This window comes from Bacillus sp. 007/AIA-02/001 (genome assembly GCF_004634455.1).
GTDB lineage: Bacteria > Bacillota > Bacilli > Bacillales > Bacillaceae_G > Bacillus_A > Bacillus_A cereus.
This window is the reverse complement of the sequence record NZ_SEIY01000004.1, coordinates 223,033-236,701: the sequence shown is the minus strand read 5'-3', so window position 1 is coordinate 236,701 and position 13,669 is coordinate 223,033. Positions and strand designations below refer to the sequence as shown.

The following is a 13,669-nucleotide window of genomic DNA, read 5'->3' as shown; positions in this document are numbered from 1 at the left end:
TGTATTTTTTTGTGTTAAACAAACGTTTGTTTAGTTATGATAATATAAAAAGAAAGAATGATATAAATGGTGGTGAATGAGTTCATGGAGGCGTGGATTTTTGAAATAATGCGGGCAGTTGGACGTTTTTTCTTACACCCTGCTGTCTATATATTTGTAATAAGTAGTATCTTCGTTGGATACTTACGTATGTTAAGAGAACGAAAAGATTTTTCTTTTAAAGTTTATGATATTTGGTTTGAACTGCGAACCTCTCTATTTGCAGGGATTGGATACGGATTAGTAGTATCTATTGTTATGATTGGGCTTGGACTTGTTGTTTCTAAAGCAAGCTTATGGGCCATTTTAATTTGGACGTTACTATTTGGATTAACGGCTATGTATCGATATTTATCGGCAGCTTATACATTTAGCATTGCGATTGTATGTGTTCTATTATCTTCTAAGCTACCAGTTTCCTTTTTACAGCTTCGAGAAGGTGAAGAGAGTACCATTGTATCCCTTGTTATTTTACTAGGCGTTATGCTTATTGTAGAAGGCTTATTGATTTCTAAAAACGCAGTAGGATATTCGACGCCGAGGATTAGGAAGGGGAAGCGTGGATTAAAGATTGGTTTACACGAATCAAAGCGTTTATGGATCGTTCCTATTTTTATTCTTGTACCGGGTGATGCGGTAACTCAGTTTATTTCATGGTGGCCTGTCGTTTCAATAGGGTCAAATACATATTCTCTATTCCTCGTTCCATTTTTAATTGGATTTATGAGAAAGATTAAAAGTTATGAGCCGACGGAAGCTTTATTATTTACAGGAAGACGTGTTTATGGATTAGCAGGACTTGTGCTCGTTTTAGGAATCGCAAGTTATTGGTGGCACGTACTTGCAATTATCGCGATGGGAGTCGCAATGCTTGGGCGTTTCACAATCTCGATGCAAGAGAAAATTGCCGATGAAACAAGACCAGCATATTTTGCTGCACGCAATGATGGGCTCGTTGTACTAGATACAATTCCAAATACAATTGGAGCAGAGCTAAAGTTACTGCCTGGAGAAATTATTACGAAAGTAAATGGAGTTATTCCAAAAAGCGCTGAGGAATTTTATGATGCGCTTCAAACGAAGACGACCGGAGCATTTTGTAAATTAGAAGTATTAGATACAAATGGTGAGCTTCGTCTTGCACAAACTGCATTATATGCTGGTGGGCATCACGAATTAGGTATTGTATTCGTTGAGCAGGAGCACGAGTGGGATTCGGAAGCGATGTAATAGGAGGAAAGGTATCACCTTGTGGTGGTACCTTTTTTGTTTTTGGGGGAGGGGGGAGTAGTTAGTAAATGAAATTTATATCGGCGATTATCCGAATATATCAGCGCAACTTGAAATATATCGGCGATTTTGCAAATATATCAGCGCAACTCGAAATATATCGGCGATTATTCGAATATATCGACTTTCCAGCAAAAAACGACAACTATTGCAAAGCTTATTTTCAGTTTCATAGACGGATAACTTGAATAATTATTTGATAATGGTTATCATTTAGGGAGTCTTTTTAATTTTGGAAAATGGAGGTAAGATATGCTGCGTAAATTTTTCTCGTACTATAAACCGTATAAAGGTTTATTTATACTCGACTTTTCTTGTGCGGTTGTCGCAGGATTATTAGAACTCGGCTTCCCGCTTATCGTAAATCAATTTATTGATAAGTTATTGCCAGGGCAAAACTGGACGCTTATTTTATGGGCTTGTTTCGGTTTACTCGCAGTTTATATGTTAAATGCAGGCTTACAATATGTCGTTACATATTGGGGACATATGCTTGGTGTTAACATTGAAACAGATATGAGGCAGAAATTATTTGATCATATTCAAAAGCTATCATTCAGATTTTTTGATAATAATAAAACTGGTCATTTAATTTCACGCCTTACAAACGATTTAATGGAAATTGGGGAAATTGCTCACCATGGACCAGAAGATCTATTTATCGCCGTAATGACTTTAGTTGGGGCATTCTCATTTATGATGATGATCAACTGGAAGTTAGCGTTATTAACGTTCTTCGTCATTCCATTCCTATTATGGTTAGCACTTTACTTTAATAAAAAAATGACAGGTACATTTAGACGTTTATTCTCAGACGTTGCTGATTTTAATGCATGCATTGAGAACAATGTTGGGGGAATTCGTGTTGTACAAGCATTCGGAAATGAAAAGTTTGAGAAAGAGCAATTTGCTGTCAACAACGCTCGTTTCCGTACAACGAAATTAATGGCGTATAAAATTATGGCGTTAAATTCATCGATTAGTTATATGCTCATGCGGCTCGTAACGCTCTTCGTCTTAATATGCGGTACATGGTTTGTTCTGCAAGGAGAATTAACGTACGGTGGATTTATCGGATTCGTTCTATTAACGAATATTTTCTTCCGCCCAATTGAAAAAATTAACGCGGTAATCGAAAGCTATCCGAAGGGAATCGCCGGTTTTAAAAGATATGTAGAGCTTCTTGAAACAGAGCCTGACATTGTAGACTCTAAAGATGCAATGGAAGTTAAACATGTACATGGTGATATTCAATATAACAACATTACGTTCGGATATGAAAATAAAGAACCAATTTTAAATGACATTAGTTTGAAAATACATGCAGGTGAAACGGTTGCGTTCGTTGGACCATCAGGAGCTGGGAAAACGACGTTATGTAGCCTATTACCACGTTTTTATGAGCAATCATCTGGATCAATTCAAATTGATGGGATTGATACGAAAGATATGACATTATCTTCACTTCGTAAGCAAATTGGAATTGTGCAGCAAGACGTGTTCTTATTTTCAGGAACAATTCGTGAAAATATCGCTTACGGAAATTTAAAGGCATCAGAGCCTGAAATTTGGCAGGCAGTAAAATGTGCGCAGTTAGAAGATTTAATTTACTCACAGCCGGGAGGTTTAGATACTGTTATCGGTGAGCGCGGCGTGAAACTTTCAGGTGGACAAAAGCAGCGTCTAGCTATTGCTCGTATGTTCTTGAAAAACCCGCCAATTTTAATATTGGATGAAGCAACTTCTGCACTAGATACAGAGACAGAACTTGCGATTCAAAAATCGCTTGCTGAATTAGCTGTCGGTCGCACAACGCTAGTTATCGCTCACAGACTTGCAACGATTAAAAATGCAGATCGCATCGTCGTTGTAAATAAAGATGGCATTGCAGAACAAGGTTCACATAATGAATTAATTGAGCAAGGCGGAGGATACAGTAGGTTATACGAAGCTCAGTTTAGTTCGTAAATATAATTTGTACAGAATTAGTGCACCATAAGTAGGTAAAAATCTCATATGGGAGGCTATAAAGTATGATTGTAACAACAACGTCTACAATTCAAGGAAAAGAAATTATTGAGTATATCGATATCGTCAATGGAGAAGCGATTATGGGTGCGAATATCGTTCGTGACCTTTTCGCTTCTGTTCGTGACGTTGTCGGTGGTCGTGCTGGCGCTTATGAAAGTAAATTAAAAGAAGCACGCGACATCGCAATGGAAGAGATGAAAACTTTCGCAAGACAAAAAAATGCAAATGCAATTGTTGGTATCGACGTGGATTACGAAGTAGTTCGCGAAGGTATGTTAATGGTTGCGGTGAGCGGGACTGCTGTCCGCATATAAAGTAAAAAGCCGTGCTGATGCACGGCTTTTTACTTTGTATGTCGAAGTTTCAATATTTCTTGGGAAATGTGGAAGGCCCCGTCGATATATAGGGAAGACATTAGAGCGCTTCTTTACATTTTTGAATTTGAGTTAATAATTTTGCGTATTCTTGTTCGAGAGATGTGATGTCATCGTGATGATTTGGAATGGAAATCCGGCCGATGTCTTCTGTTAATTTTGTTTGTAATCGTAACAATTCTTGCTCAGTAACGTTTACAGAAGCTCCGGTGGTTCTTTTTGTGTATTGCTCGTAATTACCGTGGAAGATTCTTGGTTCACTCTCATCTACTTGTAGAATATGGTCTGCAACAGAGCGAATAAAGGCACGGTCATGGCTAATGAAAAGTATTGTGCCAGGATATTCTTGTAACATGGTTTCTAATTCTTCTTGCGTTGCTAAGTCTAAATAGTTTGTCGGTTCATCTAGCAGAAGCATATTATAGTTTCCTAAAAATACTTTTGCGAGTGCAACCTTCATTCGTTCACCCCCGCTTAGAACGTGCACAGGTTTATGAACATCCTCACGGCGGAATAGAAGTCGTGCAAGTATTGTGCGAACGAATGCTTCTGTATAGTTTGTTTCTTCTAGAACATTTTCTAAAATGGTTTTATCTGTTTTTAAAATAGATAATGTTTGTTCGAAGTATCCAATTTTACAACTTTTCGATAGCTGCATGCCACGCTCGTTTGTGAGAAGCATGTTGAACAAAGTGGTTTTGCCGCTTCCATTTGCCCCTAAAACGGCAAGCTTTGCACCAGGGGCAATAGTTCCATTCATATTTTTAAATAGTGTGCGGTCGCCTATTTTCTTTGTTGCTTTATTGAATTGTACTGCCACCTTACTATGAATGGGAGTATGGTATTGCACGTCAAATTGAGCTTGAGAAAGATCCTTTGGCTTTTCCTTCTTTTCTAGTTTTTCGAGACGTGTCTCTAATGCCTTCGCTGCTTTGCTAACCTGTTCTTGGCCATGAGCCCCACTTAACCTATAAAGTCTAGATTCAGATGAACTGAACCGCGTTGGGATTTTTGTCATGTTAGAAGCACGTTGCTTTCTTTGTAGAATGGACTGTTCTAAACGATTTTTTTCTTGTACATATTGCTCATATTCTGCTTGTTTTTGTATTCGTTCACGTTCTTTTTGTTTTCGATAGTTTGAATAATTCCCTTTGTACTCTTGAATAGTACCGTCTTCAATTTCAATAATTTTGGTACATATATTATCTAGAAATTCACGATCATGCGATATTAAAACAAGTGCTCCTTTATAAGATGAAAGTGCCTTTTCTAATTGCTCTGTACCGACCATATCTAAGTGGCTTGTTGGTTCATCAGCGAATAAAATGCCTGCATTTTGTTCGAGAGCATGGGCGATCTTTAGCCGCATTCGTTCACCGCCGCTCATTGCGTCGGTAACGTTTGAAATACTCCATTTTCCTTTTGCAAGAGAAGAAGCAGTTTCCGGTAGTTCTTTGCTAAGCTGAGGAATGATGCTGATAGAACTATGATGAGTTACTATGCCTCTGTCAGCTTCTATTTCTTTACTTAATATTTGTAATAACGTAGATTTACCAGCTCCGTTGACTCCGACAATTCCTATGCGATCCTGTGCTTGAATTTCCAGTGATGGTAATGTAAATAGTGTGCGATCACCAAAGCTCTTTTCAATATTACTTGCGAATAAAATAGTCATAAAAAAACCTCCCTAGTTTCACTAGAGAGGATAAACGTCGCCCTTGTATGTAAAAAATCGTACATAAATAAACGATTTTTTACATGATCGTTTCGAAAGAAAGTATCGACAAATGGACAGACTAATCCCCTGCTAGTTTTCATCATTTTTGTTCACTATTTGTGATGGATGAAATAAATAAGAGAATTAGAACTTCATTGGTCAAAGTACCTTCCTTTCATAATATTACTTTTATTGTATGCGCATACAAAAGGGTTTGTCAAACTTATTTCTGTTCGCTATTTTTGAATGTATCATTATACAATTGTGCTTTTGCCAGCGCCTCAGCATCGTTTTTAATTTCATCCAGTCCATTCGCATTCCCAATAACATAACCTTCAAATGAAGAGCCAACAAAATCAAAGATATATTGGAATTGAGTAATAAGCGGTAATGCTTTTACCTTTGGGTTGTCCCCGCCAACGATGACAACATACATTTTTTTGCCTTTCATTTTTTCTTTGAAATGAAGGGATGTATCGCGCAAGCTTTGTGACCAGCGATCAACAAAATTTTTCATATGTCCACTCATTCCGTACCAATATAATGGTGTAGCAAAGATAATCGTGTCGTGTTCTAGCATGCGTTTCGTTAACTGCTCATAGTCATCATTTACGGATTGGAATCCTTCTGCATCATGACGTTGGTCTGTAATAGGATAGACGGTATGATCACGCAAATAAATTTGTTCTGTTTCAATGTCCTCTATCATCATATGTGTTAAAGCTTCTGTATTTCCGTTTTGTCTTGAACTGCCATGTATAACAAACATGTAATCATCCCTTTTCTTTTGCATGTTTTAGGAGTGAAACGTGTTTTTGCAAATTCGTTTGGATGTTGGAAAGCAATGAGATTTGCTTTGTTACTTCATTGAGTTTATCTTCGTAAAGCGTAAGGATACTGCTGCACGGATTGTCGTACAGGTGCGGTTCAATTTCAAGGCAGCGCAGCATCCTTGCCGTCTCTTCTAAATTTAAGCCAATTTGTAAGTACATTTGAATAAGCTCCACTTTTTCGATGGCACTTTCATCAAAATCACGGTAACCATTTGCGAGGCGTTTCGAAGGGAGTAACCCCTTTTCTTCATAATGTCTTAGAGATCTTTCGCTAATGCCAGTTTCTTTTGATAACTCTCCAATTCGCAATGTGTTTCACTCCTTTTACATGTATTGTAAACCTTCACACTAATGTGAAGGTCAATGCTGTTTTTTCGCAAAGGAATCTACATGATTTAAAAACACTTGAATAGCTTTAGACGGAATAAAATATTTGCCGCGCACGATGGAGAATGGACGGATGAGTTGTTCATTTGGAACTTCGACGTGGAATAGTTCTTTTGCTAGTAGCTCTTTCCGTACAGTCCAATCAGAAAGGATAGCGATGCCAAGCCCGGCACTAACAGCTTCCTTTACGCTTTGGATACTACTGAATGTAAAGAATCGTTTCATTTTTAAATGGTGTTGATGAATAAAGCGGTCACTATAAGCGCGTGTACCAGAACCACTTTCTCTTAATACCCATACTTGATCTTGGAGTGTACTTTCATTTATTTCATTTGTGCGGAGTAATGGATGATTTGGCGGGACGACGAGCTTCATTTCATCTTGCATAAATGTTTCAACATCTACGTCGGCGTATACGACTTGTCCTTCCACTAGGCCGATATCAATTTGATTAGAGCGAAGGCTTTGCAAAACGTCTTCTGTATTTGAGATGAAAGTATGAACTTCGACGTGTGGATTTTCATTCGCATAGTTAGCCAGTATTTTTGGAAGTAAGTATTCGCCAATTGTAAAACTAGCACCAATGCGCAGTGTTCCTGTTACAACGTTATGTAGTTCATTAATTTCTTGTTTAGCATCTTCGTAAAGAGAGAGCATTTGCTTTGCATGTATATATAATATGTTTCCAGCTTCAGTAACTTGGACGTGCTTCGGGGAGCGTTGAATAAGTGTAGTGCCAAATTCGTTTTCTAAGTTGCGTATATGCATACTTACTCCAGGCTGTGAAAGGTTTAATAATTCTGCTGCACGGGAGAAGTGTTTCTGTTCAACGACAGTAACAAAAATTTTTAAAATGTCTACGTTCATATAATGGGCTCCTTTCTTTTTCTATTATCTTATCATAAGTATTTCTAATGATAGAGATTTGGTATTGGTATTAAACTTATTATAGAAACTCTCTTATAATGTAAGTAGAAAGAACATGCATGTTCCAATACGATTATTGGAGTGGTTCAAAATGGAACAAACACTTGTTATACAAAAGAAGAAGCGTTTTGGATTTTCGCAAGGAATTGGGATTACATTATTAATCGCAATTGCCGCGAAATATTTAGCAGAGCTTCCATTTTTAAATATTATGGGACAATTAGTAATTGCTATTCTAATTGGGATGGTTTGGCGTGCGGCAATTGGAGTCCCTCAAGATGCGATTGCAGGGACGAACTTTGCGAGTAAGAAGTTGCTGCGCTTTGGAATCATCTTACTTGGAATGCGATTAAATCTTGTTGATATTGCGAAGGCAGGGCCGAAAGTATTGGTCATCGCAGCGGTTGTTATTACATTTACGATTTTCGTTGTATATGGACTAACGAAAGTATTTAAGGTAGAAAAGAAACTTGGGATTTTAACAGCATGTGGTACAGCAATTTGCGGGGCGGCAGCGGTCGTGGCAATTGCGCCGCAAGTGAAAGCAAAAGATGATGAAACGGCAGTTGGGGCTGCAATTATTGCTATTTTAGGTACGATATTTACGCTTATTTATACGTTATTATATCCAGTGCTTGGCCTATCTCCATATGGTTACGGTGTATTCTCAGGGGCCACGCTGCATGAAATTGCTCATGTTATCGCAGCCGCGGCGCCAGGAGGAAGTACGGCTATAGACATCGCAGTTATCGTGAAGCTAACGCGCGTTGCAATGCTCGTACCAGTAGCAATTTTAATTGGATTATGGTTTGGAAAGAGTGAAGGAAGCAAGGAAAAAAGATCGTGGCGCGACCTTCCAATTCCATGGTTCATTTTCGGATTTTTAGCGATGAGTGCCGTGCATTCGCTCGGGATTATTCCAGAAGTTGTTGCGGGATACATTGTTGTCATTGCTTATATGCTAATCGCAATGGCGATGGCAGGACTTGGTTTAAATGTAGAGTTTAAAACGTTCCGTAAGTTAGGAAGCAAAGCGTTCGTGGCGGGGCTGATTGGCTCGGTTTGCTTATCGGTTCTTGGATACGTTCTTGTATATGCGCTAGGATTTATGTAGTAGAGGAGAAAGCTGTTCCCGAAGGTATTTGGGGACAGCTTTTTCTTATGATTATAGTAGCGCTACGGATGTCGATATATTTGAAAAATCGCCGATATAAATGGAGTTGCGCTGATATATTTGGGAAATCGCCGATATAATTTAAGTTGCGCTGATATAAATTGAATTACTCTTGTACTTTATTAGAGTAGGTGTTCAGTGAAACGTTTTTCTAAAATTTGTAAAGATATCTTTACTTATAACTGGAAAATATTTATAATTTAAGTAAAGATATCTTTACTTTTGAAGGTGGAGCCTATGGGTGTGAAAAATAAAATAAAAGAGTTAAGAAAGCAAAATCATATAACGCAAGTTGAAATGGCAAAGGCGATGCAAGTGACGCGGCAGACGATAGTGGCGATTGAAAACCATCATTACAATCCGAGTCTAGAGTTATCTTTAAAAATCGCCAAGTATTTTGGAGTGAAGGTGGAGGAAATCTTTACGCTGGAGTAAGGGGAGAGAAAATGAACGATAAGTTTGAGAGATTTCAATTAGAGTAAACGTTTAAATATATAAGGATTGGTTTTGATTTATTAATTAGTATCGCATCAACGAGCGTGTTAGCAACAAGGAATAATAGATAGAAAAAGGGGAACTGGGATGGGATTACCGGTGTTATGTGTCGCTACAGCTATATTTTCGCTTCTTTGGGGAATGCAAAACTTTTCTCGTAATCCAGTGCCGAGCATTTGTATTATGATTGGTACTGTAGGTTTATCGTATTATTTATTATTATTAGCCCATTATCATAAAACGGCAACGAGTGTTGTTGTTGGAGCACTTATTTTATTTTGTGGGCGCGCCATACAAAAGGGGTTATTTCCATAAAAGCTGTTTATACACTTTGTATAAACAGCTTTTTGTATTTTTTTTACAAAACGCTTGAAAGTTACGTAACGTCATCTTTTATAATGAGAGGGAAGAGGTGATGGTAGTGATTTCAATACAAGAATTGACGAAAGAAACAGGGGTTACAGTACGTACACTACGTTATTATGATCAAATAGATTTATTAAAGCCGAGCGGAAAAACAGAGGGTGGACATCGGTTATATAGTGAAAATGACGTTATTCGTTTGCAACAAATTTTATTTTTGAAAGAAATGGGATTTTCATTAAAAGAAGCTGCGAATATGTTAGTAAAAGGTGAGCTGGATTTAAAAAATTCGCTTGAAAAACAACTTCGGTTTGTACAGGAAGAACAAAAGAAATTTAATCGAATGGAGCGTGTTTTACAAGCAGTTGTTTATTCGGTAGATGTAGAGGGAGAACTTGATTGGAAAGTTATGTTTGAACTTATTCAGCTTTCAAAACAGTCTCCTCGTATACGTGAAATATTTCAAAATGAAGTATTTTCAAAGGAAGAACAAAAATTGCTTCAGAATTTGCCAAATATGAGTGAGGAAGATCCGAATGTTTTAGAATGGGTAGATTTATTAAAGCAATTACGTACTTTTATGAAAGACGGTAAAGAAGTCGCAAGTGATGAAGTACAAGAGGCAACGAAGAAATTAATGCAGAAATGTTTAGAAATGGCTAATGGTGACGAAGCGTTTTTAGATAAGTTATGGGAAGTTAGAAAATCGAAGGAAGATTCACAGAAAATGAGCATGTATCCAATTGAAGAAGAACTTTTAGCATATATGGATGAGGCTTTTCGTATTTATGATGAAAGGGAGAAGGATAAATGAGTATACTCGCAGAATATCGTTGGTATTTTTTAATTGGGGCAGAAATTGTATTTTGGTTATCAGCTATCGGTTTCTTTTTACTTCGCTACGGATTCCGTTTGAAAAGAGCGAGTTTTATTATGGGGATTGTACTCCTCGTAAATGAAGTATTTATTTTAACTTTAGGGGTAGTGGACTATTATCAAACAGGAAAGTTCTCTAACTTTCAGATTATTACTGTAATCATTTTATTATATGCAGTTTTCTACGGGAAAAAGGATTTAAAGAAGCTTGATATATTTGTACAAAAATCAGTTGCGAAATGGCGTAATGAACCGGCGCCTATTATTGAAGAACAGGTAGAATTAACAGGTATGGCCTATGCAAAGCAGGAAATAAAAAATTGGGTATTACATCTTGTTTTATTCGTTGGTGTGCACATATTCTTTTTCTTCGCGTATGGATTTATTCCATTTGAACAATGGGGTAATTGGTTAGAATCGGGAATCGTTTTAAATAAAGCTGCAAGTCGCGTGAGTCAAGTGTGGGCGATTATATTTTTAGTTGATACAGCGATTTCATTTTCATATGTGATTTTTCCGAAGAAGGAGAAAGGAAAAGAATAGCTACTTTCATAATTGAAAGTAGCTTTTCTGGTATACAAATAATTTTTATAGGAGAGGATGACAATAGGAAAAAGAACCAGTTTTATAAGTCTATTTCTCTTTAGTTTAGTAGCATGTTCACCATCTAGCACTACAATTGATAAGAAGAATGATGTCATTGTAAAGGGAGCAGGAATTCTCAATCTAGATAAATTTGAAAAGTTCGTTTTGAATGTCGAGCAAAGGGAAGTTGATAAAATAAGAATTGTACAGTATACCCTTGAAGGGGACCCGATTTTTCAAACGTTAGAGTATAGTGGGAACGATATATTTTATGTGTCAGATAATAGAAAAGACAAATTTGCTGGGAAGGATAAAGGGTTACATAAAGATAGTTGTAAAGGTATTGTTAAAGAGCAGCGCGAATCAGAAAGTACTTATCGGTTAATAGATTGTATGAATGAAGCTGGGCGCAATGGATATGACTTAGTATATGTACCTAAAAAATAGAATTAGTAGAGGAAGGAAGTATTTACTCCTTCCTTTTTCTATGTGTATATTGTCGAAAACTTTACCGAATATCTGTTCGTTTTTTTAGGTTTTTTATAGGTATTCGTGGTAAAATAATAATACAGATTTTTATGAGGAGGTCGGATTTTCTTGGAACGTCAATTTGAAATTGTCTCAGCGTATTCCCCGCAAGGTGATCAGCCGGTAGCTATAGAGAAGCTTGTAGAGGGAATTAATAGTGGAAAGAAAAAGCAAGTGTTGCTTGGAGCGACAGGAACGGGTAAGACATTTACGATTTCAAATGTCATTAAAGAAGTGCAAAAGCCAACACTTGTTATGGCTCATAATAAAACGTTAGCAGGGCAGTTGTATAGTGAGTTGAAAGACTTTTTCCCGAATAATGCAGTTGAATATTTTGTTAGTTACTACGATTATTATCAGCCAGAAGCGTATGTGCCGCAAACAGATACGTTTATTGAAAAAGATGCGCAGATTAATGATGAAATTGATAAATTGCGTCACTCGGCAACGTCTGCATTATTTGAACGGGACGATGTAATTATCGTTGCGAGTGTTTCGTGTATATATGGCTTAGGTTCTCCAGAAGAATACCGCGAGCTAGTTGTTTCGCTTCGAGTTGGTATGGAAAAAGACCGCAATCAATTGCTTCGTGAACTTGTTGATGTACAGTATGGACGTAATGATATTGATTTCAAGCGTGGTACATTCCGTGTACGCGGAGATGTAGTTGAAATCTTCCCGGCATCACTTGATGAGCATTGTATTCGAATTGAATTTTTCGGTGATGAAATCGATCGTATTCGTGAAGTAAATGCGTTAACAGGTGAAGTATTAGCAGAACGTGATCATGTAGCAATCTTCCCAGCATCTCACTTCGTTACACGTGAAGAGAAAATGAAGGTCGCTATTGAAAATATCGAAAAAGAATTAGAAGAGCGTTTAAAGGAGTTAAATGATAACGGTAAGTTGTTAGAAGCGCAGCGTATAGAGCAACGTACACGTTATGATTTAGAAATGATGCGCGAGATGGGCTTTTGTTCAGGTATTGAAAACTACTCCCGTCATTTAACACTTCGTCCAGCGGGGGCAACGCCGTATACGTTATTAGACTATTTCCCGAAAGATTTCTTAATCGTTATGGATGAGTCGCACGTATCAGTACCGCAAGTAAGAGCGATGTATAACGGTGACCAAGCACGTAAACAAGTGCTTGTGGATCATGGATTCCGTCTGCCATCGGCTTTAGATAATAGGCCGCTTACGTTTGATGAGTTTGAAGAGAAAACGAATCAAGTTATTTATGTTTCGGCAACGCCAGGACCGTACGAGTTAGAGCAGTCACCAGAAGTAATAGAACAAATTATTCGTCCAACAGGACTTTTAGATCCGCCAATTGATATACGACCAATTGAAGGGCAAATTGACGATTTATTAGGAGAGATTCAAGATCGCATTGCAAAAAATGAACGTGTATTAATTACGACTTTAACGAAGAAAATGTCAGAGGATTTAACGGATTACTTAAAAGATGTAGGAATTAAAGTTAACTATCTTCACTCTGAAATTAAAACGTTAGAACGTATTGAAATTATCCGTGATCTTCGCCTCGGTAAATTTGATGTACTTGTCGGCATTAACTTATTGCGAGAAGGATTAGATATTCCGGAAGTATCACTTGTCGCTATTTTAGATGCTGATAAGGAAGGATTTTTGCGTTCAGAACGTTCATTAATTCAAACAATTGGTCGTGCCGCGCGTAATGAAAACGGCCGCGTTATTATGTATGCAGATCGTATAACGAAATCTATGGGGATTGCGATTGAAGAAACGAAGCGTCGTCGTAGTATACAAGAAGCTTACAATGAAGAGCATGGTATTACACCGAAAACGATTCAAAAAGGCGTTCGTGATGTTATCCGTGCAACGACAGCTGCTGAAGAGACAGAAACATACGAAGCAACTCCTTCTAAGAAAATGACGAAAAAAGAGCGCGAAAAGACAATTGCGAAGATGGAAGCAGAGATGAAAGAAGCAGCAAAAGCGTTAGACTTCGAGCGTGCAGCTGAACTAAGAGATTTACTATTAGAATTAAAAGCGGAAGGGTGAAAAA

The 13,669-nt window shown here is 37.6% G+C and carries 14 protein-coding genes; 10 read left to right on the top strand and 4 right to left on the bottom strand.

Annotated features, from left to right (window positions below):
• The first annotated feature begins 84 nt into the window (after positions 1 to 84).
• The 3 genes from ES895_RS12880 (at position 85) to ES895_RS12870 (ending at position 3,674) form a co-directional block, all read left to right on the top strand.
• A complete protein-coding gene (locus tag ES895_RS12880; protein ID WP_135238389.1) occupies positions 85 to 1,269 on the top strand; it encodes a PDZ domain-containing protein in 1,185 nt (394 codons plus the stop codon).
• A gap of 312 nt (positions 1,270 to 1,581) precedes the next feature.
• Positions 1,582 to 3,297, top strand: coding sequence for an ABC transporter ATP-binding protein (locus ES895_RS12875; protein ID WP_135238388.1), 1,716 nt, complete (start codon positions 1,582 to 1,584; stop codon positions 3,295 to 3,297).
• Between the two features lie 65 nt (positions 3,298 to 3,362).
• The gene (locus ES895_RS12870) at positions 3,363 to 3,674 is read left to right on the top strand and encodes a heavy metal-binding domain-containing protein (RefSeq protein WP_000637523.1); all 312 of its coding nucleotides are present in this window, start codon (positions 3,363 to 3,365) and stop codon (positions 3,672 to 3,674) included.
• Between the two features lie 100 nt (positions 3,675 to 3,774).
• On the opposite strand, the gene abc-f is transcribed toward ES895_RS12870, so the two are convergent.
• The 4 genes from abc-f to ES895_RS12850 form a co-directional block, all read right to left on the bottom strand.
• Positions 3,775 to 5,409, bottom strand: coding sequence for a ribosomal protection-like ABC-F family protein (abc-f, locus tag ES895_RS12865; protein WP_135238387.1), 1,635 nt, complete (start codon positions 5,407 to 5,409; stop codon positions 3,775 to 3,777).
• A 265-nt stretch (positions 5,410 to 5,674) separates the two neighbouring features.
• Positions 5,675 to 6,220: a flavodoxin family protein gene (locus tag ES895_RS12860; protein ID WP_135238386.1), complete on the bottom strand. Its 546-nt coding sequence runs from the start codon at positions 6,218 to 6,220 to the stop codon at positions 5,675 to 5,677.
• Positions 6,221 to 6,224: 4 nt separating this feature from the next.
• Positions 6,225 to 6,593, bottom strand: a complete 369-nt coding sequence (locus ES895_RS12855; protein ID WP_001219181.1) for a MerR family transcriptional regulator — start codon at positions 6,591 to 6,593, stop codon at positions 6,225 to 6,227.
• 51 nt (positions 6,594 to 6,644) lie between these two features.
• A complete protein-coding gene (locus ES895_RS12850; RefSeq protein ID WP_001099986.1) occupies positions 6,645 to 7,538 on the bottom strand; it encodes a LysR family transcriptional regulator in 894 nt (297 codons plus the stop codon).
• A gap of 151 nt (positions 7,539 to 7,689) precedes the next feature.
• Between ES895_RS12850 and ES895_RS12845 the strand changes: the two genes are divergently transcribed.
• The 7 genes from ES895_RS12845 (at position 7,690) to uvrB (ending at position 13,665) form a co-directional block, all read left to right on the top strand.
• Entirely contained in the window at positions 7,690 to 8,712 is a 1,023-nt protein-coding gene (locus tag ES895_RS12845; RefSeq protein WP_000438437.1) for a YeiH family protein, read from the top strand.
• A 297-nt stretch (positions 8,713 to 9,009) separates the two neighbouring features.
• Positions 9,010 to 9,207: a helix-turn-helix transcriptional regulator gene (locus ES895_RS12840; protein WP_000538364.1), complete on the top strand. Its 198-nt coding sequence runs from the start codon at positions 9,010 to 9,012 to the stop codon at positions 9,205 to 9,207.
• A 147-nt stretch (positions 9,208 to 9,354) separates the two neighbouring features.
• Positions 9,355 to 9,582: a hypothetical protein gene (locus ES895_RS12835; RefSeq protein ID WP_000524139.1), complete on the top strand. Its 228-nt coding sequence runs from the start codon at positions 9,355 to 9,357 to the stop codon at positions 9,580 to 9,582.
• Positions 9,583 to 9,682: 100 nt separating this feature from the next.
• Positions 9,683 to 10,444: a MerR family transcriptional regulator gene (locus tag ES895_RS12830; protein ID WP_000260337.1), complete on the top strand. Its 762-nt coding sequence runs from the start codon at positions 9,683 to 9,685 to the stop codon at positions 10,442 to 10,444.
• Positions 10,441 to 11,049: a hypothetical protein gene (locus tag ES895_RS12825; protein ID WP_000025224.1), complete on the top strand. Its 609-nt coding sequence runs from the start codon at positions 10,441 to 10,443 to the stop codon at positions 11,047 to 11,049. Before ES895_RS12830 ends, ES895_RS12825 begins: the two co-directional genes overlap by 4 nt.
• Before the next feature lie 57 nt (positions 11,050 to 11,106).
• Complete coding sequence (locus ES895_RS12820) at positions 11,107 to 11,538, top strand: DUF4362 domain-containing protein (protein WP_000152001.1); 432 nt, start codon at positions 11,107 to 11,109, stop codon at positions 11,536 to 11,538.
• A 150-nt stretch (positions 11,539 to 11,688) separates the two neighbouring features.
• Complete coding sequence (gene uvrB / locus ES895_RS12815) at positions 11,689 to 13,665, top strand: excinuclease ABC subunit B (RefSeq protein WP_000441060.1); 1,977 nt, start codon at positions 11,689 to 11,691, stop codon at positions 13,663 to 13,665.
• The last annotated feature ends 4 nt before the right edge of the window (positions 13,666 to 13,669 follow it).

What these genes read in the sequence shown, in the direction of transcription:
- ES895_RS12860 (WP_135238386.1), bottom strand. Translation starts at nt 6,220, where the DNA reads ATGTTTGTTATACATGGCAGTTCAAGACAAAACGGAAATACAGAAGCT.
- ES895_RS12830 (WP_000260337.1), top strand. Translation starts at nt 9,683, where the DNA reads ATGGTAGTGATTTCAATACAAGAATTGACGAAAGAAACAGGGGTTACA.
- ES895_RS12850 (WP_001099986.1), bottom strand. Translation starts at nt 7,538, where the DNA reads ATGAACGTAGACATTTTAAAAATTTTTGTTACTGTCGTTGAACAGAAA.
- ES895_RS12880 (WP_135238389.1), top strand. Translation starts at nt 85, where the DNA reads ATGGAGGCGTGGATTTTTGAAATAATGCGGGCAGTTGGACGTTTTTTC.
- ES895_RS12825 (WP_000025224.1), top strand. Translation starts at nt 10,441, where the DNA reads ATGAGTATACTCGCAGAATATCGTTGGTATTTTTTAATTGGGGCAGAA.
- ES895_RS12870 (WP_000637523.1), top strand. Translation starts at nt 3,363, where the DNA reads ATGATTGTAACAACAACGTCTACAATTCAAGGAAAAGAAATTATTGAG.
- ES895_RS12820 (WP_000152001.1), top strand. Translation starts at nt 11,107, where the DNA reads ATGACAATAGGAAAAAGAACCAGTTTTATAAGTCTATTTCTCTTTAGT.
- ES895_RS12845 (WP_000438437.1), top strand. Translation starts at nt 7,690, where the DNA reads ATGGAACAAACACTTGTTATACAAAAGAAGAAGCGTTTTGGATTTTCG.
- ES895_RS12840 (WP_000538364.1), top strand. Translation starts at nt 9,010, where the DNA reads ATGGGTGTGAAAAATAAAATAAAAGAGTTAAGAAAGCAAAATCATATA.
- ES895_RS12835 (WP_000524139.1), top strand. Translation starts at nt 9,355, where the DNA reads ATGGGATTACCGGTGTTATGTGTCGCTACAGCTATATTTTCGCTTCTT.
- ES895_RS12875 (WP_135238388.1), top strand. Translation starts at nt 1,582, where the DNA reads ATGCTGCGTAAATTTTTCTCGTACTATAAACCGTATAAAGGTTTATTT.
- abc-f (WP_135238387.1), bottom strand. Translation starts at nt 5,409, where the DNA reads ATGACTATTTTATTCGCAAGTAATATTGAAAAGAGCTTTGGTGATCGC.